Genomic DNA, 22862 nt, shown 5'->3' on the forward strand with positions numbered 1-22862 from the left:
CCCGGCGGGGCCGCCGCCTTCTTTTGTTCCGCCACGGATAACGCTTTCTTCAAGTTGAATTGGCTACCAATATACGCGATTCCGACCATGGCCGGAATTCCGCCCGCACAGAATAAGACGCTCCTCCTTCCCGGACGGCGGGGAGTTCGTCCGGCACATGACAATGGCACGAAACACCCGCTCTTGACTCGTTCTTTTCGACACGCTCCGCTTTCACCGCTGGCCCGGCCCGGAACTGGCACATCAGACCCCTGGCCGAAAATGGAGGAGGTCGCCCTGCATGTGAGATGCGTGTGAAAACAGATGTGGCCAATCACAGTTGACGGTTCATCAGCTCGACCTCACCATTTTTGGACAGACCACGGGAAGGGTCACCTACTCGAAACATTTGGCTCTACGGTTCTCCACGTGGGGGGAATCAGGGTGGGGGGAATCACGAGGGGCTTGAGGGGGGATTCGCCGATCGGGGCGGTGCCGCGCGAATACTGGGGGGTACGCGCAGGCCCGTGACAACGGCGGCTTTTCTTTCGAGCGGGCTCCGTGCGGCAACGACCGAACCTCTGCCGCCGGAGCAGTCGGCGCTGTCCGGTCCGACCAGCCGGACGCGCCCTCGGCAATGAAGTCCTTCTGCCCATCGGCATGCTCAAAGACTCAGGACTCTGCGCAGGTTGTGTCCGCCCACACATTCACGTCGGGCAACACAGGGACTTCACGAAGGAGACCCCCGTGACGGAATCTCGACCAAACGACCCCGCTTCCGCAGGGAGTGGGCTGCTGCTAGAAGCGTTTGACCCCCAGTTGTTCCGGGAAACTTCCGAAACCGCACTTGCGAAGCTGGAGAAGCACCTTTCCGATCTCTCCATCAGGGGGCTCGAACTGACCGATCCCGCGGAATTGTCACAGGCGGCGAAGGCCCTGATGACGACGGAGCGGGAACGGGTGGCGGCGTTCGACGAGGAGAAGCTGGCAGCGATCATCGACCTGTACGTGCGGACCGGGATCCAGGTGCACTCGCCCGGCTACATGGGCCGCCAGTTCTCGGGCGTCGTACCGCTCGCCGGCGTCATCGACTTCGTCAGCTCGGTCGTCAACCAGCCGGCCTCGTTCTACGAGGCGGCCCAGCTGCCCAACGCGGTCGAACGGATCATGGCCGATGAGCTCAACAGGTTCATCGGCTGGGATCCGGCCCGGTTCACCATGGTGACCACGTCGGGCGGGTCACTGGCCAACCTCACCGCGCTCCTGGCGGCCCGCAACCAGAAGCTGCCCGGCTACTGGTCGGAGGGCGGCTCCTCCCTGCGGGGCCAGCCGCGACCCGCCATCGCGGTGGGCGCGGACGTGCACTACAGCGTCGCGCGGGCGGCCGGTGTGATGGGCATCGGCGAGGCCCAGCTCGTCCGCCTTCCGCTGAACGGCCGCGGGCAGATCTGCATGGCGGACGCACGGCCCGCCCTGGAGGCGGCCGAGCGGCAGAACCTGAAGGTGTTCTGCCTCGTCGCGTCGGCCGGCAGCACGTCGGTGGGCGCCTTCGACCCCCTCGACGAACTCGCGGAGCTGGCCCGCGAAAGGGATCTGTGGCTCCACGTCGACGGTGCTCACGGAGCGAGCCTCCTGGTGTCGGACATCCTTCGCGAGAAGCTGCGGGGAATCGACAAGGCGGATTCCCTGACCTGGGACGCCCACAAAATGATGTTCGTGCCCGCACCCTGCACGATGCTCTTCTACCGGGACAAGGAAGCAAGCCGCACCGCGTTTCGGCAGAAGGCCAGCTATGTGTTCGACGAAGAGCCGGACATATACACCGCTTACGACAGCGGGGGCAAGAACTTCGAGTGCACCAAACGGCCGATGATCATGACCCTGTGGTCTCTCTGGGCCATGTACGGGCCTGCCTTGTTCGCGGAGAAGATCGAGTATCTCTGCCAATTGACGGAGGAGGCCCACGCCATCATCAGGGTCGAGCCCGACTTCGAGGCGGTACACCGTCCGGAAGCCAATATTCTCTGCTTCCGATATCACCCGGCCGGGATCAGGAAAGAAGAAGTCCACCGTCTCCAGATCGCCATACGCAACAGCGTGAAGCTCCGGGGAAACTTCTTCATCTCCAAAGTGAACGTCGACGGAGTGGCCGCATTGCGCGTGGTCATGATGAATCACCAGATCACCGCCGAGCACTTCCGGATGCTGATCTCCGAAATCAGAAGGACAGGCCAGGCTCTGCTCAGCGACGAAGCGGGAGCAGAAACAGCTTAGAGGGGACGGATGTTGAGTACATCGCATGTTCCGCAGGCCACACACGTTCCGCCGATCACGTCGTCGCCCGGTGGCGCCCGTGAACTGGCCAACTGGCTCATCCCCGACTGGGAGTTGCTGCCGGAATCAGTTGAAGCCGTAACCGCACTTCCGTCGTTCGCGAGCAAATTGCGTGAATGCGAACGGGTCTGCCAGGCGCCGTACAGCGAAGTGTCGTACGAGGTTCAGGAAGCCGTCGTACTGCGCCGTCTGCAGCAGATGGTGAACACGGCGATGCTCAACCCGCTGTGGCGGGACCGGCTGCGCAACGCGGGGACCGTGCGCGCCCCCGAGACGTACGACGCGTGGCAGCAGATCCCGCTGTCCGACAAGGACATCCAGCGCGACTTCTTCATGGAGTCACGGCCCGGCCTTGTCGTGCCCCTCACCCGCGGCGAGTTCGAGATCGTGGCCAGCGGCGGCACCAGCGGCGGCAGGCCGCTCGAAGTCGTCTACTCCCTGCGGGAGTTGAAGGACACCTACGAGATCGCCGGCCGCTTCATGGGCACCTATCAGCTCGCCCGTTATCTCGCGGGCGCCGACCCCAAGTGGCTGTTCACCACACTGGCCGACTACCAGATGTGGAGCAGCGGCACGATGGTGGGCGGCGTGCTGCAGCACGTGCCCGGCGTCAACTACGTCGGCGCGGGTCCCGTCACGGCCCCGGTCCTGGAGCACATGTTCTCCTACAAGGGACCCAAGGCCCTGATGGGCATCTCCGCGGGCATCGGGATCCTGAGCGAGCTCGGCGTGGGCATGCGCAAGGAGTCCAGGGAGAGCTTCCGCGTCGCCCTGTACGGCAGCGGGGTGCTCTCGCAGCGCAAGCGGGTGGAGCTGCAGGCGCTGTACCCGAACCTGTCGATCCTCAGCTACTTCGCCGCCACCCAGGCGGAGACCATCGGCCTGCAGCTGGATCCCGCCTCGCCCCACCTGTCGGCGGTGCCGGGGCTGCACTTCATCGAGATCGTCGACGAGAACGGGCGCTGGGTCCCCGAGGGCCAGGAGGGCGAGCTGGTCGTCACCCGCCTGCACGCCCACGAGGCGCCGCTGCTCCGGCTCAAGCTGGGCGACCGCATGATCCGGCGGCCGCGGACCGAGGGCCCGGGGCTCAAGGCCCAGCAGTTCGAGTTCGCGGGCCGCACCGGCGACGTGCTGCACATCAACGACAGCCAGTACTCCGCCGCCCGCGCCTACGACGCCGTGCGCGACGAGCTGAAGGCAGCCGAAGCGGTGGACCTGGACGCCGTGGCGCACGAGGTCCAGTTCGTGAACCACCGCGAGGGCAGGACGATCACCCTGTTCGCCTCGGTCGACGACGTGCTCGGCACCTCGTACCGCACGGACACGACTCTTGGCCCTTACGGCGTCCAGCAGGTGTTCGTGAACGCCCTGCCGCGTTCTCTCTCGCTGTTCAACCACGGGGAGGCCAACCCCGCGTCGATCGAGAAGACCGGTTACAGCTTCCAGCTCAAGTTCGTGCCCCGCCTCTCGGCCGAGATCGAGCGGACGGCCGTCGGCAAGGTCCCGCTGGTGCGGGACCGGGGTTAGCACCTACAGGAGGAGTGAGGATGAAGCCGCAAGTCAACATCATCGCGGTCGTCGACGTCATCGGAGCGCTCTCGGGCAGCACGCTGCTGGGCGGCAATCTCTGCATGATGGACGACGGCGAGCACAACAGCGCCCATCAGGGGACGCCGGACCTGGTCACCGTGGTGCAGCCGGGGCAGGTCGTCTCCTGGTCCGCCCTGGCCGTGGACCTGCAGACCCCGGTCGAGATCAAGAACATCTCGTTCGTGCCCGCGGACGACAGCCACGCGTCGGGTCGCGGCGCGGGCCACACGCAGGGCCAGGCGCCGGGCCAGAGCCAGACACCGGGCCAGGTGCAGAACCAGCCCCACGGCCAGGCCCAGCACCAGTCCAACGGTCACGCCCGGGGTGCGGGCGGCGGCAGCCACTCCGAGGGCGACAAGCTCGACCTCGACGTGTGGACGGGCGTGGTGCCCAACTGGCTGCAGCCCGGCGTGGCCTACCAGTACCGCCTGGAACTGCAGATGTACGAGGGCGAGAACAGCGTCATGCACGTCGACACCCCCGCGTTGATGTGCCAGCAGCACTAGCAGACGGAGCGCGACGACAAGGGCCGGGAATCAAGTAGCGGCGACGAAGGCGGAAACATGCCCCAACAATTGGCGATCATCGTGCTCGTGGACGTCGGCAGTGCGCTGGAGTCCGAGTCACTCGAAGGCAACACCTACCTGTTCGACAACATGAAGCTGCAGGGCTCCACGAACCAGGGAACCGGCGAGCTCGTGACCGCGATCAACGGCTCCTACTGGAGGGACGGGTCGCAGGCCAGCGAGCAGGTGCTCAACTGGCTTCCGTACAGCCTGGGTTCCATCCCGCCGACCGTGCCCCGCGGCTATGAGTTCGACCGGGCACGGCAGACCGACGAGCAGGCCCTGGCAGAGCTGCAGGACCTCGCGACCAAGTCCTCGGTGGCCGGCACCGACCAGGCCGAGCAGCTGAACCAGGTGCGCAAGACCGTCGGCGCCCGCGTCAAGACCACGCGGCGCACCCGCGGCCGGCTGTCCGGGCAGAAGATCCTGGACGTCACCGGCAAGGTCGTCACCGAGGACAACACGGCGGCGTACACCTATCCCGCGCCGGTGATCACCGACATCTACGGCGAGGCCGTCGACTCGAAGATCATGTATCCGGCGGAGTACGGCTCCCCGGACCTGGTCACCGACGGCTGGTACTGGTCCGCGACGGTCGACACCTCACGGCCCGGCACCTACTCGTACGTGATGCGGATCCAGCTGCACAAGCTGGTGGGGCTCAACGGCGAGCTGCGGTGGGAGGCGGTCAACCTGATCTGCCCCTCGGCCCTCAAGATCACTTCGGAGCCCCGGCGGAACGCCTTCACCAAGGCGGGCATGGGCATGCTGCCCATTCCTCCGGGAGCGGGGACGCGCCCGGGCACCCCCTGATCCCGCACGGACTTCAGCCAGAAGGAGGAGCAGATGACCACCACCACGCCCAGGCGGCGGGAGAACAGCGTCGCGAAGCGGCCCATCTCCATCACCGCCGTAGTGGACTGTGTGGGTGCCCTGGCAGCAGGAAACATGCAGGGCCACCTGTACATGTACGACACCAACAAGTCCGCGGGATCCACCGGCTTCGGCACCGAGGAGCTCCAGACGCGCGCCCGCAAGGGCGACCAACTCCTCTGGAACGCGCTTGCGTTGGAGTGCGAGGCGTATGTCGCCATCGACGGCATCGTGATCGACAGCTCCATCTGCGTACCGGAGCGGAAGGTCTACCCGGGCACCGACGTCGCCTACTGGATCGGGACGGTCAAGAAGGACGTCGCGAACATCACCTACCAGATCAAGTTCAAGCTGGGCACGAGGGACGAACCGATCGCCACCACTCTGTCGTCGTCCCTCGTCGGCTAGGGCCGGGCATGACGACGTACGCGAAGGAGGAGCGTTGACCAGCAGCGTGCAGGAGAAGTCGACCGGCAGCGAGCACCAAAAGCAGAATCCCGGACAGCTGAACTCGGTCCAGCTGAACATCGTGACGCTCATCAACATGGAGCGGGCGGTGGAGACGGGCTCCCTGAGCGACTCGATGTACATGATGGACAACAGCATCGGCGGCAAGGGGCAGGGCACGTCGTCCCTCGAAACGGTCTGTAAGCAGGGCCAGGTCCTGAACTGGATCGTGCGCCCGCTCGACATGGAGAAGCGCCCGGACGGCACGTGGCCCCCCATGCCGAAGATCAACAACCTCACCTTCCTCGACACCGAACTGGGTGACGAGGAGGACGTGGCCGAACGGAAGATCTTCACCGAGCTGAAGATCTACGGGATGCCGGACCGCATGCGCGACAAGTTCACGCCGGTCTATTACTACTGGGCCGGCACGGTCCTGAGCACCGCCAAGCCGGGCGTGCACAGGTACCGGATCGTGATGGAACTCGAGCAGGACCGCAAGAAGGAGAAGCTCTACCTGAACACGGCGATCCACCCGTCGATCAGGATCCTCGGGGTCTGACGAACGCGTGACCGCCGGGCCGGATATCGGCCTGGCGGTCATGTCGTGTCGGGCGTAGAGAGGAAAGTTCACCCCAGGGCCCAGGGAGGCCGTCGTGGACAGGACCATCGGCAAGGGCACGTTCCGGGACGCGTTCAAGAACCAGGTCATCGCACTCTCCGCGCTGCCGTCGGGCACGGGCCGGCGGCTCGCCGAGCGGGCCAACGCGACGGCGGGTCCGGCCGATGCGGCGCTGCGGACGAAAGCCGAGTTCAGCGCGTTGTACGACCTGCTGCTCACCGAGCAGGGGGACGTGTCGGGGGACGGCAGCCTGGTACTTCTCGACGCGGACGGGCAGCTCACCGCGACCGGGCGGATCGTGGACGACCTCCTCAAGTCGGCCGAGAACAAAGCGGAGTTCTTCGCTCAGGACATGTATCAGGTCAAGGTCACCGGCTGGCCGCCCAACACCTACACGGCGGACGAGGTGATCCAGGCACCGCAGGGCGCCCGCCTCTCACTGGCGAGGAGCAGCAGCCCGGACACCCTGCTGCTCGCCACACCGTCGTTCTCGATGGTCAACAGCGGCAATCTGACGGCACACGCGCCCAAGCGCTCCTGGAAGATCGACTTCGAGGTCGGCGAGAGCGAGGACCGGCTCTACGGCATGGAGCGGGTCAACCTCAAGGCGATGTACAACGACCCCTCGCAGATGCGCGAGGCCGTCGCCTGGCGGCTCCTGGAGCGCGCGGGCATCCCGGCGGCGCAGCACACGTACGCGACGTTCTCGATCAACGACCGCTACATGGGGCTCTTCTCGGTCATCGAGCAGGTCGACAAGAAGTTCCTGAAGGACCACTTCGGCAAGAACTCCGAGGGCAACCTCTACAAGGCGTACTGCGGCGACGTCGGCTGCGCGACCCTGGAGCACCGGCCCGGCACGGACGGCGCCGACAGCGGACGGCAGTACTTCACCGCGGGCAGCCTGGAGGACGACCGCACGTACCGCCTGAAGACCAACGAGGACGTTCCGGCCGCCAGCACGTACGACGACCTCGCCGCTCTCGTGCGCACCATCAATGGCGTACAACTGCCGGGCAATGACGTCAAGTTCACCTCTGATGCGTTCCGCGACTCGGTCGAGCAGATCCTGAACGTGCCGGCCTTCCTGCGCTGGGCGGGCGCCAATGTCCTCCTGGGCAGCTGGGACAACTACTTCGCGACGCCGTCGAACTACTACCTCTACAACTCGGGCCGTCTCGGGGACTCGTCGGGCTTCATTTCCCGCCCGTACTTCACGTTCATCCCCTGGGACTACGACAACAGTTCCGGCATCGACTTCTTCTCGACCCAGTGGCAGTACACCGACCTGCTCGACTGGCCCGCGATGAGCCGCAACTACTGCCGGATCACGCACGCACCGCACGAGGTGTCCCGCCTGCCGCTGTTCACGAACCTGCTGCGGCACCACGACTTCTGCCAGTACTACCTCGACCACCTCGAATTCCTCCTGGACACGGAGTTCGGCCCCGAGCGGGTGGCCTCGCTGCTCGGCGCGGAAGGTTCGGGGCGGACCGACGGCCTGTGGCAGCTCATCTCGTCGGCCGCGTACGGCGAGTCCACGAGCCCGCACGGACAGCCCTTCACGGGGCGGCAGTTCACCAACGACGAGGTGTACCGCGCCGCCTACCGGCAGTGGGAGCTCAGCCGGGGCTCGCAGTTCACGTACGGGATCTTCCACTACACGCGCATGCGCTACGACCACGCACGTCAGCAGCTCGCCGAGCTGCGCAAGACCTATCCCAACGGAGCCAGCGGGGCGACGTTCCCGGGTGCGATGGAGGTACTGCCCTCATGACCGCGACCAAGAAGACGGTGAAGGCCAAGGCGAAGACCGACCCCAAGGCCGAGAAGGCGCGCGAGCTGCGCCTGGTCAAGGAAGCCAAGATCCAGGACCTGATCGGCGACGGCGCGGGCAGCCGCCTGGAGGCGAGCGGTGTCCTCTACCGCGACGGCGCCTTCCTGATCGTCTGCGACAACCTGCCCTCCCTCATCCGGGTCAGCAGCGAGCTGTCGCCCAAGGCCCCGGAGAACGGCGTCATCAACGCCAACAGGGCCAAGAAGAAGGGCAGTTCGGCCGCGAACGTGGGGTACGAGGACATCGCCCACGACGAGACGCGCGACTACTACTACACGCTGAGCGAGGCCGAGCCCGTCAAGCCCAAGGGCTTCCGTGCCCGCGTGCAGGAGTACGACGAGAAGCTGCGCCCGGTCGGATCGGCGGCGCACCTCGACTTCGAGCTCGCGGACGCCAACAAGGGCATGGAAGGCCTGGAGTGGGTCGAGCGCAAGGGCACGGGCTATCTCCTCGCCCTGTGCGAGGGAAACCGGTGCGCGGGCGGCAAGAAGGGCAGGACGCCGGGCGGCGGCCGTATCCAGGTCTTTAGGCGCGGCGGCAAGCGCTGGATCAACATGGCCACGATCCGGCTCCCCGAGTCGCTGCCCTTCGAGGACTACGCCAGCGTGTCCGTGCGCGACGGACACATCGCCGTCCTGTCGCAGGCGTCCTCGGCGCTCTGGGTGGGCCGCATCGACACCAAGAAGTGGATCGTCGACGAGGGCACGGTGCACCGCCTCCCCACGGACAGCAAGGGCCGCACGGTCTACGGCAATCCGGAGGGCGTGTCCTGGGTCTCGTCCGACCACGTGGTGATCGTGTCCGACCGGGCGAAGAAGGGCGCGCAGAACGCGCGGTTCAAGGAGAAGGACCAGTCGATCCATCTGTTCCTGATCCCGGGCAACCACCACTGAGCTGCCGCGCGCCGGCCTAGTCGGCTGCGACCTGGTCGGCTGCCCACAGGCCTCGCACGTGACCGAGGTGGCGGGTCATGACCGCGCGTACGGCGTCCTCGTCGCGGGCGAGCAGCGCGTCGAGGATCTCCAGGTGTTCCTCGGCCGACGCCTCAAGACGGCCGGCGTCGACCAGTGCCTGGAGCCCGTACAGGCGTGAGCGCTTGCGCAGATCGCCGACCACCTCGACCAGGTGATCGTTGCCGCACAGCGCGAGCAGACCGAGGTGGAAGCGGATGTCGGCCTCGACGTACGCGATGAGGTCGCCGTCCGCCGCCGCGGTCACGATCGCCTGCGCGGCAGGGCGCAGTGCCTCAAGGGCGGCGGGGTCCGCCGATGTGGCGAGCTCCGCCGTGGTGGGGATCTCGATCAGTGCGCGGATGTGCTTGTACTCGTCGAGCTGTTTCGCGGAGACCGCGGTGACCCGGAAGCCCTTGTTCGGCACCGTGTCGACGAGGCCCTCCTTGGCGAGGTCGAGCATGGCCTCGCGGACCGGAGTGGCGGAGACGCCGAAGCGCACGGCGAGGGTGGGCGCGGAGTAGACCTCGCCCGCGCGCAGCTCGCCCGCGATGAGGGCGGCGCGCAGGGCGTCCGCGACCCGCTCGCGGTAGCTGCTGCGGGTTCCGCCCAGGCTCGGCAGGGCGGGGGCGGCGGACGGAGCGCGGTTGCGCTGGGCGGCCATGGGGTGGGTCCTCCTTGGAACCGTGCACCGCGCTGGTCGGTGCAATGTCACGTGCCACGAGTATCCCGGGCCACCGGCCCGCCGATTCCCTAGAGAACGAACCCCGCGGGGAAGGGGTCGTCCGGGTCGAGGAGGTACTGCGCGGTGCCGGTCACCCAGGCTCGCCCGGTGAAGCTGGGCAGCACGGCGGGGGTGCCGGCGACGTCGGTGGTCCCGAGCAGCCGCCCGCTGAATTGCGTGCCGATGAAGGACTCGTTGACGAACTCGGTGTCCAGGGGCAGCTCGCCGCGCGCGTGCAACTGGGCCATGCGCGCGCTCGTCCCCGTCCCGCACGGCGAGCGGTCGAACCAGCCGGGGTGGATGGCCATCGCGTGCCGGGAGTGCCGGGCGGTGGCGCCGGGTGCGTAGAGGTGGACGTGGTGGCAGCCGCGGATGGACGGGTCCTGCGGATGTACGGGCTCGCCCTCGGCGTTGATCGCCTCCATCAGCGAGAGGCCCGCCGCGAGGATCTCGTCCTTTCGGTCGCGCTCGAAAGGGAGGCCGAACTGGTCCAGGGGCAGGATCGCGTAGAAGTTGCCGCCGTAGGCCAGGTCGTACGTCACCGAACGGCCGTCGGGCAGGGTGATCTTGCGGTCGAGGGCGACGGAGAAGGACGGCACGTTCTGCAGCGTGACGGCCTTCGCCGCGCCGTCCCGCACCTCGACCTCGGCGACGACCACGCCCGCCGGGGTGTCCAGGCGGATCGTGGTGACCGGTTCGACGACCTCGACCATGCCGGTCTCCACGAGGACGGTGGCGACGCCGATGGTGCCGTGTCCGCACATCGGCAGATAGCCCGAGACCTCGATGTAGATCACGCCGTAATCGCAGTCGGGGCGGGTGGACGGCTGGAGGATCGCGCCGCTCATCGCCGCGTGACCGCGCGGTTCGTTCATCAGGAGCTGCTTGATGTCGTCGCGGTGCTCGCGGAAGTGGAGCCTGCGCTCGTTCATCGTCGCGCCGGGGACGGTGCCGATGCCGCCGGTGATCACCCGCGTCGGCATGCCTTCGGTGTGCGAGTCGACCGCGTGCAGGACGAGTTTGCTGCGCATGTGCGGTGCCTTTCGTACGACTTCGGGGCGGGGTGCGGCTGCGGCTGCGGCTGCGGCTGCCGCTCAGGCGAGTCCGGCGGCGATGGCTCGTTCGGTGGCGGTGCGCACTGCCTTCTCCTGCTCGGGCAGCAGCGGCACCCGCGGGGGACGGCACGGGCCGCCGTGGCGTCCTGCGATGTCCATGGACAGCTTGATGGCCTGTACGAACTCGGGCTTGGAGTCCCAGCGGAGCAGCGGGTGGAGCTGCCGGTAGAGCTTGCCGGCCGTGGCCAGGTCGCCGGCCACGGCGGCGCGGTAGAGCTCGACGCACGCCGCGGGCAGCATGTTCGGGTAGCCGGCCACCCAGCCCTTGGCGCCCGCGACGGCGAGTTCGAGCAGGACGTCGTCGGCGCCGATCAACAGGTCGAGTTCCGGGGCGAGTTCGGCGATGCGGTACGCGCGTCGTACGTCGCCGGAGAATTCCTTGACGGCGTGGATGTACCCCTCGGCGTGCAGCTTCGCGAGCAGCTCCGGCACCAGGTCGACCTTGGTGTCGATGGGGTTGTTGTACGCGACGACAGGGAGGCCCGCCTTCGCGACCTCCGCATAGTGGGCGAGGACGGAGCGCTCGTCGGCGCGGTAGGCGTTCGGCGGCAGCAGCATCACGGAGGCGCAGCCGGCGTCCTTGGCCTGCTCGGCCCAGCGGCGGGCCTCGGCGGAGCCGTAGGCGGCGACGCCGGGCATCACGCGCTGCCCGCCGACCGCCGCGACGGCGGTCTCCACGACCTTGGCGCGCTCCTCGGGGGTGAGCACCTGGTACTCGCCGAGCGATCCGTTGGGCGTGACGCCGTCGCAGCCGTTCCCGACGAGCCAGGCGCAGTGCTCGGCGAACCGGTCGTAGTCGACGGAGAGGTCGTCGTTCAGCGGGAGCGCGGTGGCGACGAGGATGCCGTGCCAGGGGCGGGGGCGGTCTGCGGACGCGTTCATGGGCGTGGTCCCTTCGTTGCGGTGCGGGCTTTGGCCTGCGGGCGTTGCGGTGCGGGGCTAGGGCCTGTCGTCAAACTCCCGTCGTCCGCCCGGAGGGCGGGCCGCGCGGCGTCAGGTGCGTGCTCTCGTCGTGCCGGGCGTAGATCCTCGTACTGGACGTACTTGGGTCTGCGCCCGGTGCGGCGAGAGTGCGTGCATGGCGTCGCGCGGCAGACGGGAGTTTGACGACAGGCCCTAGGAGGGGGTCTGTCCGTCGTCGGCGGCGGGAGGTCTCGCGAGCACCCCGAGCGGCACCGGCCGGGCGAACGGCCGTCGCGCGGAACGCTCCTCGCAGCCCGCGAGCCCGGCGACGGCCGCCGAGCACATACGTCCCTGGCACCAGCCCATGCCGGCCCGGGTCAGGAGTTTCACGGACCGCGCGTCGGTGGCCCCGAGTTCCCCGACGGCCTCGCGGACGGCCGATGCCGGGACCTCTTCGCAGCGGCAGACGAGGGTGTCGTCGCGCAGCTGCTCGGCCCAGTGCGCGGGCGGCACGTACACGGCGGCAAGTACCGCGGCGAACTCACGTGCTCTCGTACGGGACTTGGCGGCGGAAGCCCATGCGCGCGGGTCGGGCGTCTTGCCCCGGAGCCGCGCGGCGGCCGAGCGTCCGGCGATGTGTCCCTCCGCGAGCGAGAGGGCGGCACCGCCGATGCCGGTGGTCTCGCCCGCGGCCCAGACGCCCGGGATGCCGGTGCGCTGCTCGGCGTCGACGGCGACGTTCAGTCCGTCGACGCGGCAGCCGAGTCCTTCGGCGAGGTCGGTGTGCGGCAGCATTCCGTGACCGACGGCGAGGGTGTCGCAGGCAATGCGCCGCTCGGTGCCGGTCTTGACGTGCCCCGCCGTGTCGAGCGCCGCGATGGTCACGGCCTCGACGGAGTCCTTGCCGTGGGCCTCGACGACAGTGTGCCGCGCGATCAACGGCACGCGGTGACGCAGCAGTTGAGTGACGTATCCGGCTCCCTCGGCGAGCTTGTCCGGGTGGGCGGCAAGGGTGGCCGAGCGCCGCGCGAAGGCCCTCGGGTCGGCGGCTTCGACCAGGGCGGCCACCTCGGCACCGGCCGCCGCGAGTCCGGCGGCGACGGGCATGAGCAGCGGCCCGGTTCCGGCCACGACGGCGGTGCGTCCGGGCAGCACGAGGCCTCCCTTGAGCATGGCCTGCGCGCCACCGGCGGTGACGACACCGGGCAGGGTCCAGCCGGGGAACGGCAGGACCTTCTCGTATCCCCCGGTGGCCAGGAGCACGGCGTCGGCGCGCACGGCCACGGAGTCTTCCTGCCCGTGCCCCAGGAGCGCGTGCACGACGAACCCGCGCCGCCCGCCGGGCTCCCACTCCTGCGCGCCGGGCTCCGCCTCCTGCGCCCCCGGCTCTTCCCCGACGCGCTCGACGAACCAGACGTGATGCTCCGTCAAATGCCGGATAGTGCCAGCCGATACCTGTTCCGCGAGCCCGTCCCGCAGCCGCTCCCACGTACGCCACTGATGGTGGAGCGCCTTCGGGTGCCGCGCCCCGAACGCTTCGGCGGGCTGCCGGTAGAACTGGCCGCCCGCCTGCCCGGCCGAGTCGAGCAGCATGACCCGTACACCGCGCCGAGCCGCGGCAAGCGCCGCCGCAAGGCCCGCGGGCCCCGCGCCGACCACGGCAAGCACACGCGAAGGGCTCATCGCCGCTCCCCCGTCACGTCCGCACGGTGACCGTCGCCGCCCTGCGTCCGGATCTCGTCGCCGGGCTCCGCCGGAACCAGGCAAGCGCGTTGATTCGCCCGGCCGTTGACCTCCACCAGGCAGTCGAAGCAGACGCCGATCCCGCAGAAGACGCCCCTCGGCTCTCCCCCGCGTCGCGTGCTGCGCCAGGACGTGATGCCCGCCGACCAGAGCGCGGCGGCCACGCTCTGGCCCGGCAGGGCCGGGATCTCGCGGCCGTCGAACGTGACGGTGTGCGGCGGGGCCGGGCGGGCGCGGACCAGGTTCAGGGGGGTGCGCTTGCTCATGACGCCTCCTCGGTCCTGCTGTCGGCGAAACGGTCGGGACGGAACGGGGTGAGGTCCAGGTCGGGGGTCGTCCCGGCCATGACTTGCGCGATCAAATGCCCTGTCCCCGCCGCAAGGCCGATCCCCGCGCCCTCGTGGCCGCACGCATGGAAGAGGCCCGGCAGCCGGGGGTCGGGGCCGATGGCGGGGAGGTGGTCCGGCATGTAGGGGCGGAAGCCCACGTACGCGCGCATCGCGCGGACGTCCGACAGGAACGGGAAGAGCCGCGTCGCCCCCGCCGCGAGGGCCCGCATGACCGGCAGGGAGAAGGAGCGGTCGAAGCCGACGCGCTCGCGGCTCGCCCCGATGAGGATCGGCCCCGCGGCCGTGCCCTCGACCACCGGGGACGTCTGGAGCGCGGCGGATCCGCTGGCCACGTCGGCCACGTAGTCGGCGGCGTACACCTTGTGCCGGACCATCCGCGGCAGCGGCTCGGTGACCAGGACGAAGCCGCGCCGCGGCAGCACCGGAAGGCGCACTCCGGCGAGGGCGGCGAGGTCCCCGCCCCAGGTGCCCGCCGCGTTCACCACGTGCGGGGCGTGGATCTCGCCCCGGTCGGTACGGACCCCGCGCACCTCACCGCCCGCGGTCCGCAGCACGGCGGTGACGGTGGTGTCCGTGCGCAGTCCGGCTCCCAAGTTCTGCGCCAGGCGGACCAGTTGGGCCGCCGCGAGCGACGGCATCACCTGGCAGTCCTGCGGATAGAAGACGCCGCCCGCCGTATCGGGAGCGAGGTGCGGCTCGAGTTCGTACAGCTCGGCAGGTGTCACGGCCCGGGCGTCGACCCCGGCTTCGCGCTGCCCGGCGGCGAACTCCCCCAGCGCCGCGAGCCCTTCACCGGATGACGCCACGACGACGCCGCCCTTGGCCTCGAACTCGATGCTCGCGCCCACGCCCGGTTCGGCGGCAAGGCCGGCCCACAGACGGCCCGAAAGCAGGGCGAGTCCGAGTTCCGGGCCCGGCTCCTTGTCGGAGACCAGAAGATTGCCCTCGCCGGATCCGGTGGTGCCGCCGGCCACGGGACCGCGGTCCACGAGGATGGCGGACAGCCCGGCCCGGGCCGCGTACAGGGCACACGCGGCGCCCACCATCCCGGCGCCGACTACCACAACATCGCAGGTCAGCCGCTTTGTCACGCCAGTACTATGTCACATGTTCCCTTACGGGCCAAGGGTCTCTACGCTGGCAGAACCGCCGTAGAACACGCAGCCACGAGCCCCGGACCGGGGCGGAAAAGGTGAACCCCATGGCCAAGTCCAAGGCACGCAAGAACGCTCTGTACCCCGAGGTCTCCGGCGAACTCTCCGCCCTGATGCGGACGGGCTGGGCCGACACCGAGCAGCGCGACCTGCGCCCGGCCGAACAGACCCCGCACGCCGCACGCCGCCGCGCCGCCCTGTCCGCGCTGTTCCCGGGCGAGCGCCTGGTGATCCCCTCGGGCAGGCTCAAGACCCGCTCGAACGACGACCACTACCCCTTCCGCCCCTACTCCGCCTACGTCCACATGACCGGCGACCAGGCGAGGGACTGCGCACTGGTCCTCGAACCGCGCGCCGGGGACGAGGGCGGCCACGACGCGCACCTCTACCAACTCCCCCGCGACAGCCGGGAAAGCGACGAGTTCTGGACCGGCATGACGGCCGAGCTGTGGATGGGCCGCAGGCGCAGCCTCGCCGAATCCGAGCTGCTCCTCGGGCTGCCCTGCCGTGACGTCCGCGACGCCCCGGCCGAGCTCGCCGCCGCACCCGGCGTGCCGACCCGCATCGTGCGCGGCCACGACTCCGAGCTGGAGGCGGCCGTCACCACCGACGAGGAGCGCGACGACGAGCTGGAGGAGGCGCTCTCCGGGCTGCGTCTGGTCAAGGACGACTGGGAGATCGGCGAGCTGCGCAAGGCGGTGGACTCGACGGTCAGCGGATTCACCGATGTCGTACGGGAGTTGAGCACGGCCGTTGCCACGTCGGAGCGCTGGATCGAGGGCACCTTCTTCCGCCGCGCCCGCCTGGAGGGCAACCACGTCGGCTACGGCTCGATCTGCGCGGCGGGCGAGCACGCCACGATCATGCACTGGCAGGAGAACGACGGCCCCGTGCGCCCCGGCGAACTCCTGCTCCTGGACGCGGGCGTGGAGTCCCGCACCCTCTACACCGCCGACGTCACGCGCACACTCCCCATCGACGGCACCTTCACCCCGCTCCAGCGCAAGATCTACGACGCTGTCTACGAGGCGCAGGAAGCCGGCATCGCCGCTGTGAAGCCGGGCGCCGCCTACCGGGACTTCCACGACGCCGCGCAGCGCTATCTCGCGCACAAGCTCGTCGAGTGGGGCCTCCTCGACGGCGACCCGGAGCGGGTCTTCGAGCTCGCCCTGCAGCGCCGCTTCACCATGGCGGGCACGGGTCACATGCTCGGCCTCGACGTCCACGACTGCGCACGGGCACGCACCGAGGAGTACGTGGGCGGCGTACTGGAAGCGGGCATGGTGCTCACGGTCGAGCCCGGCCTGTACTTCCAGCCGGACGACCTCACCGTGCCCGAGGAGTACCGGGGCATCGGGGTCCGTATCGAGGACGACATCCTCGTCACGGCCGACGGCAACGAGAACCTGTCGGAAGGTCTGCCGCGCGAGGCATCGGCGGTCGAAGCCTGGATGAGCGGCCTGGTGGGCGACCCGGTGAGCGACCGCCAGGGGCAGATTCACCGGCCGTAGCCTGCGTGTTTCGGGGCCGCGGCCTGGCAGGATCGCGGTGTGGCTCTCTTCCGGATCGACCGCGAATCATCCCTGCCCGCCGACGAGGCCTGGCGCCGGCTCACCACGTGGGAGCGGCATGCCGACGTGGTCCCGCTGACGCGGGTGTACGTGCAGACACCGCCGCCCGGCGGCGAGGGGACGGTGTTCGTCGCCCGCAGCGGGATCGGCCCGGTCGGTTTCAACGACGTGATGGAGGTCGTGACGTGGCGGCCGGCCGCGGAGGGCGGCGGCGGCATGTGCCGTCTCGAGAAGCGGGGGTCGTTCGTGACGGGCTGGGCCGAGATCGAGGTGCTCCCCCGGCCGGAGTCCGGTTCGACCGTCGTCTGGCGGGAGGACCTGAGCGTGCGGTGGCTGCCGCGGGTGTTCGACGGCGTACTCCTGGCCGCCGCGCGCCGGATGTTCGGCCGGGCGGTGGACCGCCTGCTCGCCTATCCCCCGCAACGCCCCTCTCCGTGACGTGGGCGCGCCCTGTCCGTGCCGCATGCGCCGCGGCCCCGCCCGGCTCACGCGGCGGGACGGGGCCGCGGCCGGCTCAGCGCAGGCGGACCGGGATGGTGGCGAAGCCGTCCGCGATGAACGAGCCAACCGGTGCCGCCGCCCCCGCCTCCGCGTCCAGGCGCAGCCCCGGGAACCTCTCGAACAGTGCGGGCAGTGCCACCCCTGCCTCCAGGCGGGCCAGCGGCGCGCCCATGCAGAAGTGCACCCCGTGGCCGAACGCGAGATGTTCCTTGTCGACGCGGCCGATGTCGAACTGCCCTGCGGTGGCGCCGTGCCGCAGCGGGTCGCGGCCGGCGGCACCGTACGCGGCGAGGATCGCGTCCCCCTGTGCGATGACGGTCCCGTCCGGCAGCTCGATGTCCGAGACGGCGTAGCGCAGCGGCAGGTTCGCGATGGACGGCGCGAAGCGCAGCGTCTCCTCGATGACGTCGCTCCACGGCACCTCGCCGCCCCGCACCCGTGCCAGCTGCTCGGGGTGGCTCAGGAGCGCCTGCACCGCGTTGCCGATGAGGTTGACCGTCGTCTCGTGACCCGCGCCGATGACCAGGAGCAGCGTGTCGATCAGTTCGGACTCGGTGAGCGCCGATCCTTCCTCGTCCCTGGTCGCGATGAGGACACTCGTCATGTCGTCACCGGGCTCGGCCCGTTTGTGGGCCACGAGACCGGCGAGCAGCTGATGCACCTCCTGCCAGGTGGCCGCGGCCTGCTCCGGCGTCGAGGTGGTGTCCATGATCGACTCGACGAGGCGTGCCGTGTCCGCCTGCCGCTCCTCCGGAAGGCCGAACAGTTCGCAGATGACCTGCATCGGCAGCGGATGGGCGTAGGAGGCCCGCAGGTCCACCACTGAGTCCGCGGCCTTCTCCATCGTGTCGAGCAGCCCGGCCGTCAGCTCCTCGATGCGCGGGCGCAGTGCGTCCGTACGCCGTTTGGTGAAGGCGGGCGACACCAGCTTCCGCAGCCGCCGGTGGTTCGAGCCGTACGCGGTGAACATGTTCGTCACGCCCACCCAGGAGTTGACCCAGGTCTCGCGGAACTCGCCCTCGATCCAGGCGGGCCAGTGCTGGTTCGGGTCCTTCGACACCCGCTCGTCGGCGAGGAGTTGCTTCAGTACGTCGTACTGCGTCGGGGCCCAGGCCCTGATGCCGTCGGGGAGTTCGACCGGGGCGGCGCAGCCGTGCTGCCGCAGCCGGTCCGCCTCCCCGTGGAGATCGCGGCCTGCGGGGTCGAGGGCTATGGGCTGCTGCGCGGGTGACTGCGACATGGTGGCTCCTGCCGTGGGGGGAGGGGACGGGGCGTCGTAGATCAAGATCACCCTAGGTGCCCGCTCCTCCCCCTCCCAGACCCTTGAAGCCGCCGGCCGGGACCGTTGAAGCCCCCGGCCGGGCCCCCGCGAACCGGCCTCCCGTTCAGCCCCTGGAAGCCTGCCCCCGCCCGTGCAGCGTCCGCGCCACCCGCGGTCCCAGCCACCGCTTCATCCTGCGCAGCGGCTCCAACTGCTCGGCCGCGCGGTCGATCCGGTAGTACAGCTGCGGCGGGACGTGCGGAAGGAGCGGCGAGTGGCGCTGGCCCAGGAGCGCGAACATCTGGGCCGGGTCGAGGCCGATGTAGCGCGGCAGGTTCTCGTACCACTGGGCGCTGTAGCGGGCCGCGCTCTGGACGGAGAGGAGGGCCGATCTGCGCTCCCGCTCGTAGCCCGCGAGGGCGGTCCCGAGTTCCGGGCTCCCGTCCGGGGTCCCCCGCAGCGCGCCCGCGAGGGCGATCGCGTCCTCCAGGGCGAGTGTCGTGCCCGCGCCGATCGAGTAGTGCGTGGTGTGGGCGGCGTCGCCGAGCAGGACCACGTTGCCGCGGCGCCACGTCCGGTTGGTCAGCGTACGGAAGTTGAGCCACTGCGCGCTGCCGTCTCCCTGCGCGCGGCCGATCAGGCGATGTCCGTCCAGCGGCCCGGCGAAGAGCCGCTCCAGGAGGGCCAGACCGCGGGCCTCGCTCGCCTCGTGCAGGCCGAGGCCCGTCCAGGTCTCCGGGGAGCACTCGATGACGCAGGTGCTCTGCTCGTCGCTGAAGCGGTAGCCGTAGCACCAGATCCAGCCGTGCCCGGTCTCCACGAAGGCGAAGGTGAAGGAGTCGAAGACCTTGGTGGTGCCGAGCCAGATGTACTTGTTGCGCCCGATCGAGACTTCCGGCCCGAAGTGGCCCGCGTGGCGTTCGCGAAGGGCGCTCCTGACGCCGTCGCCCGCGACGACGAGGTCGGCACCGGGCAGTTGGGCCGCGGCCGTGATCTCCGACTCGTACTCGACGCGTACGCCGAGGGACCGCGCCCGCCCGGCGAGGATGTCGAGCAGCCGGTGGCGCCCGATGCCGTGGCCCTCGTCGCCGTGGTGGACGGTGGTGCGGTCGCCGACGTGCGCGATGCCGTCGCTCCAGCGGACCGAGTGCTCGCTGATGGCGTCCGCGGACTCGGGGTCACCGGCGCGGAGCTTCTCGAGCAGGCCGCCCCAGTAGGTGACCCCCCAGCCGTAGGTGGACCCGGCCGGGTTCCGTTCGTGGACGGTGATGTCGTGGGACGGGTCCTGTTGCTTGAGCAGGATCGAGAGATACAGGGCGGCGGGACCGCCGCCGACGCAGGCGACCTTCACAGATGCTCCCGTTGCGTCACAAAGTGGTCATTTTGTAACGCAACGTAGCAGGCATATGACATGAACCCGTGGATCTCGGACAGCCGCCTCTCTAGGCAGACCCAGGCGGGACCCAGAGCGTCAGGCCACGGACCCTATGCGCCCCGCGGGCCGACGCGAGCCGTCGTGGTGGATCGGCGTGTGCGCGCCCGTCAGCGAGACCCCGCTGCCGCCGCGCCGGTTCGCGACGATCTCCGCGGCGATGGAGAGCGCCGTCTCCTCCGGGGTGCGCGCGCCCAGGTCGAGTCCGATGGGCGAGCGCAGGCGGGTCAGCTCCAGTTCGCTCACGCCGACTTCGCGCAGCCTGGCGTTGCGGTCCTGGTGCGTACGGCGCGAGCCCATCGCGCCCACGTAGGAGACCGGAAGGCGCAGGGCGAGTTCGAGCAGGGGCACGTCGAACTTGGCGTCGTGCGTCAGGACGCACAGGACGGTGCGGCCGTCGACCTCCGTCCGCTCCAGGTACTTGTGCGGCCACTCGACGACGATCTCGTCGGCGTCGGGGAAACGCGCCACGGTGGCGAACACGGGCCGCGCGTCACAGACGGTGACGCGGTAGCCGAGGAACTTGCCGACCCTGACGAGCGCGGAGGCGAAGTCGATGGCGCCGAACACGATCATGCGGGGCGGCGGGACGCTGGACTCGACCAGAAGCGTGAGCGGCTGCCCGCAGCGCGAGCCGTCCTCGCCGATCTCGACCGTGCCCGTGCGCCCCGCGTCCAGCATCGCGCGGGCCTCGCCCGCCGCCGTGCGGTCCAGTTCGGGGTGGCCGCCGAGGCCGCCCTCGTGAGCGGCGTCGGCGTCCGAACGTACGAAAAGGGCCCGGCCCACGAGCTCCGGGGGCCCGGCGGTGATCCGGGCGATGGCCGCGGGCTCGCCGGCGGCGGCCGCCGTGAGCGCGGCGGCGAAGACCGGCCGCGCGGAGGAGTCCGCGCGGACCGGGGTGACGAGGATGTCGATGATTCCGCCGCAGGTAAGGCCCACGGCAAAGGCGTCCTCGTCGCTGTATCCGAAGCGTTCGAGCACGCTCTCGCCGTCTTCGAGTGCCTGCTGGCACAGGTCGTAGACGGCGCCTTCCACACACCCGCCGGAGACGGAGCCGATGGCCGTGCCCTCGGAGTCGACCGCCAGGGCCGCTCCGGGCTGCCGGGGCGCGCTGCCGCCGACCGCCACCACGGTGGCGACGGCGAAGTCGCGTCCCTGCTCGACCCACCGGTCCAACTCTTCGGCGATGTCCAGCATGTCCGTCTCCTAACGGGTGTGTGGTCTACAGGACGGGCTACTTGACGCCCATCCAGTTCTCGATCGGATGGAGCGCGAAGAAGGCCAGGAACACGAGCGCGAGCACCCACATCAGCCAGCCGATCTCACGGACCTTGCCCTGGGCGGCCTTGATCAGGACGTGGGCGATGACACCGGCCGCGATACCTACCGTGATGGAGTACGTGAACGGCATCAGGACCGTGGTCAGGAACACCGGGATGCTGGTGGCCTGGTCGGTCCAGTCGATGTGCCGGGCGTTGCTCAGCATCATCGCGCCGATCACGACGAGCGCCGCGGCGGCGACCTGGGTCGGGATGAGCTGGGCCAGCGGGGTGAAGAAGAGGCAGAGCGCGAAGCCGAGGCCGGTGACGACGCTGGCGAAGCCGGTGCGCGCGCCGTCGCCGACACCCGCGGTGGACTCGACGAAGACGGTCTGGCCCGAGGCTCCGGCGAGGCCGCCCACGACACCTCCGGCACCGTCGATCGCCAGGGCCTTGTTCAGACCCGGCATCTTGCCGTCCTTGTCGGCGAGGTTGGCCTGCTGGCCGATGCCGATGATGGTGCCCATGGCGTCGAAGAAGCCGGCCAGGACCAGGGTGAAGACGATGACACCCACGGTGATGCCGCCGATGTCCCCGATGCCGCTGAAGGACACCTCGCCGAAGAGGCCGAAGTCCGGCGACGAGACGATCGAGCCGTCGAGCTCCGGGGCGTTCAGGCCCCAGTCCGCCTTGCTCATGCCCGCGACCTGGTTGACGATCGCGGCGAACACGGTGCCGCCGACGATGCCGATGAGGATCGCGCCGGGCACCTTGCGTACCTGGAGCACGAAGATCAGCAGGACGGTGACGGCGAAGCAGACGACGGGCCAGCCGATGAGCTTGTCGTCGATGCCCATCTGGATCGGCTTCGCGCCCATGTCGCCGTGCTTGGACGGCATGGAGGTGACGAAGCCCGCCTGGACCAGACCGATCAGCGTGACGAACATGCCGATGCCCATGGTGATGGCGTGCTTCAGCGCCAGGGGAATCGCGTCCATGATCAGGGTCCGCAGGCCGGTGAGGACCAGCAGGATGATGATGACGCCGTAGATGATGCACATCGCCATCGCGTTGCCCCAGGTCATCTCCGGGGCGACCTGGAAGGCCATGACGGCGGAGACACCGAGCCCCGCCGCGAGGGCGAGCGGCACGTTGCCGAGGATGCCCATGACGATGGTGGTGGCGGCCGCCGCGAAGACGGTGGCGGTGGTCAGCTGATCACCGTCGAGGCGGTGTCCCGTGGCGTCGGGCACCGAGAGGATCACGGGGTTGAGAAGGATGATGTAGGCCATCGCCATGAAGGTGGTGATGCCGCCACGCACCTCCCGGCCGACCGTCGATCCTCTGTGCGTTATGTGGAAATACCGGTCGAGCCAAGACCTTCCGGCCGGGACACGCGTGCCGTTGCCCGCGTCTTCCGGCGTGGTCTTCGGCTCCGTTGACTGCTGGGTCATGGTGCCTAACTCCCAAGGTTCAAAGGGGCACCCGCAACAGGCTGGTCGAACAAGGGTTGGGCCTGTGGAGACTGCGGGATTTGGGATGGTGCGTTGGGCGCACGACCCGGGGGACGGCCCGAGACGAACTGGGGCTCCGCAGAGCGTGGGTGTTGCGTCGGTACTGCGATGACCGCGAGCGGTGCGGTACTGGGTTT

Annotated in this window: 20 protein-coding genes; 10 read left to right on the plus strand and 10 right to left on the minus strand. The window is 69.4% G+C overall.

What is annotated here, in order from left to right:
* The first annotated feature begins 798 nt into the window (after positions 1-798).
* The 8 genes from ACWFR3_RS41050 (at position 799) to ACWFR3_RS41085 (ending at position 9141) form a co-directional block, all read left to right on the plus strand.
* Positions 799-2253: a pyridoxal phosphate-dependent decarboxylase family protein gene (locus ACWFR3_RS41050; RefSeq protein ID WP_453739818.1), complete on the plus strand. Its 1455-nt coding sequence runs from the start codon at positions 799-801 to the stop codon at positions 2251-2253.
* A gap of 12 nt (positions 2254-2265) precedes the next feature.
* Positions 2266-3840, plus strand: coding sequence for a hypothetical protein (locus ACWFR3_RS41055; protein ID WP_453739819.1), 1575 nt, complete (start codon positions 2266-2268; stop codon positions 3838-3840).
* Between the two features lie 20 nt (positions 3841-3860).
* On the plus strand, positions 3861-4409 hold the full coding sequence (locus tag ACWFR3_RS41060) for a hypothetical protein (protein ID WP_453739820.1): 549 nt from the start codon (positions 3861-3863) through the stop codon (positions 4407-4409).
* Positions 4410-4466: 57 nt separating this feature from the next.
* Positions 4467-5282, plus strand: a complete 816-nt coding sequence (locus ACWFR3_RS41065; RefSeq protein ID WP_453739821.1) for a hypothetical protein — start codon at positions 4467-4469, stop codon at positions 5280-5282.
* A 33-nt stretch (positions 5283-5315) separates the two neighbouring features.
* Positions 5316-5750: a hypothetical protein gene (locus ACWFR3_RS41070; RefSeq protein ID WP_453739822.1), complete on the plus strand. Its 435-nt coding sequence runs from the start codon at positions 5316-5318 to the stop codon at positions 5748-5750.
* A 34-nt stretch (positions 5751-5784) separates the two neighbouring features.
* Complete coding sequence (locus ACWFR3_RS41075) at positions 5785-6351, plus strand: hypothetical protein (protein ID WP_365866761.1); 567 nt, start codon at positions 5785-5787, stop codon at positions 6349-6351.
* Between the two features lie 94 nt (positions 6352-6445).
* Complete coding sequence (locus ACWFR3_RS41080) at positions 6446-8188, plus strand: CotH kinase family protein (RefSeq protein ID WP_453739823.1); 1743 nt, start codon at positions 6446-6448, stop codon at positions 8186-8188.
* Positions 8185-9141, plus strand: a complete 957-nt coding sequence (locus ACWFR3_RS41085) for a hypothetical protein (protein ID WP_453739824.1) — start codon at positions 8185-8187, stop codon at positions 9139-9141. The genes ACWFR3_RS41080 and ACWFR3_RS41085 overlap by 4 nt, the downstream gene beginning before the upstream one ends.
* Before the next feature lie 16 nt (positions 9142-9157).
* Here ACWFR3_RS41085 and ACWFR3_RS41090 read toward each other — a convergent pair whose 3' ends face one another.
* From ACWFR3_RS41090 to ACWFR3_RS41115, 6 genes are all read right to left on the minus strand, one after another.
* Positions 9158-9862 (minus strand): GntR family transcriptional regulator, encoded by a 705-nt coding sequence (locus ACWFR3_RS41090; protein WP_453739825.1) that lies wholly within the window; start codon positions 9860-9862, stop codon positions 9158-9160.
* A gap of 89 nt (positions 9863-9951) precedes the next feature.
* A complete protein-coding gene (locus ACWFR3_RS41095) occupies positions 9952-10953 on the minus strand; it encodes a proline racemase family protein (RefSeq protein WP_453739826.1) in 1002 nt (333 codons plus the stop codon).
* 63 nt (positions 10954-11016) lie between these two features.
* On the minus strand, positions 11017-11919 hold the full coding sequence (locus ACWFR3_RS41100) for a dihydrodipicolinate synthase family protein (protein ID WP_453739827.1): 903 nt from the start codon (positions 11917-11919) through the stop codon (positions 11017-11019).
* A 234-nt stretch (positions 11920-12153) separates the two neighbouring features.
* Entirely contained in the window at positions 12154-13623 is a 1470-nt protein-coding gene (locus tag ACWFR3_RS41105; RefSeq protein WP_453739828.1) for an FAD-dependent oxidoreductase, read from the minus strand.
* Complete coding sequence (locus ACWFR3_RS41110) at positions 13620-13949, minus strand: (2Fe-2S)-binding protein (RefSeq protein ID WP_453739829.1); 330 nt, start codon at positions 13947-13949, stop codon at positions 13620-13622. Before ACWFR3_RS41110 ends, ACWFR3_RS41105 begins: the two co-directional genes overlap by 4 nt.
* Positions 13946-15124: an NAD(P)/FAD-dependent oxidoreductase gene (locus ACWFR3_RS41115; protein WP_453739830.1), complete on the minus strand. Its 1179-nt coding sequence runs from the start codon at positions 15122-15124 to the stop codon at positions 13946-13948. Before ACWFR3_RS41115 ends, ACWFR3_RS41110 begins: the two co-directional genes overlap by 4 nt.
* 110 nt (positions 15125-15234) lie before the next feature.
* On the opposite strand from ACWFR3_RS41115, the gene ACWFR3_RS41120 reads away from it, so the two are divergent.
* Positions 15235-16698 carry an aminopeptidase P family protein gene (locus ACWFR3_RS41120; protein WP_453739831.1) on the plus strand — a complete coding sequence of 488 codons (1464 nt, stop codon included), beginning with the start codon at positions 15235-15237 and terminating at the stop codon, positions 16696-16698.
* A gap of 39 nt (positions 16699-16737) precedes the next feature.
* Entirely contained in the window at positions 16738-17196 is a 459-nt protein-coding gene (locus ACWFR3_RS41125) for an SRPBCC family protein (protein WP_453739832.1), read from the plus strand.
* Positions 17197-17272: 76 nt separating this feature from the next.
* On the opposite strand, the gene ACWFR3_RS41130 is transcribed toward ACWFR3_RS41125, so the two are convergent.
* The 4 genes from ACWFR3_RS41130 to ACWFR3_RS41145 form a co-directional block, all read right to left on the minus strand.
* On the minus strand, positions 17273-18499 hold the full coding sequence (locus ACWFR3_RS41130) for a cytochrome P450 family protein (protein ID WP_453739833.1): 1227 nt from the start codon (positions 18497-18499) through the stop codon (positions 17273-17275).
* Between the two features lie 145 nt (positions 18500-18644).
* The gene (locus ACWFR3_RS41135; RefSeq protein ID WP_453739834.1) at positions 18645-19871 is read right to left on the minus strand and encodes an FAD-dependent monooxygenase; all 1227 of its coding nucleotides are present in this window, start codon (positions 19869-19871) and stop codon (positions 18645-18647) included.
* Positions 19872-19991: 120 nt separating this feature from the next.
* A complete protein-coding gene (locus tag ACWFR3_RS41140) occupies positions 19992-21149 on the minus strand; it encodes an XdhC family protein (RefSeq protein WP_453739835.1) in 1158 nt (385 codons plus the stop codon).
* Positions 21150-21186: 37 nt separating this feature from the next.
* Complete coding sequence (locus ACWFR3_RS41145) at positions 21187-22665, minus strand: NCS2 family permease (RefSeq protein ID WP_453739836.1); 1479 nt, start codon at positions 22663-22665, stop codon at positions 21187-21189.
* Positions 22666-22862: the final 197 nt, after the last annotated feature.

The sequence above is a fragment of the Streptomyces sp. NPDC055189 genome (assembly GCF_053606765.1).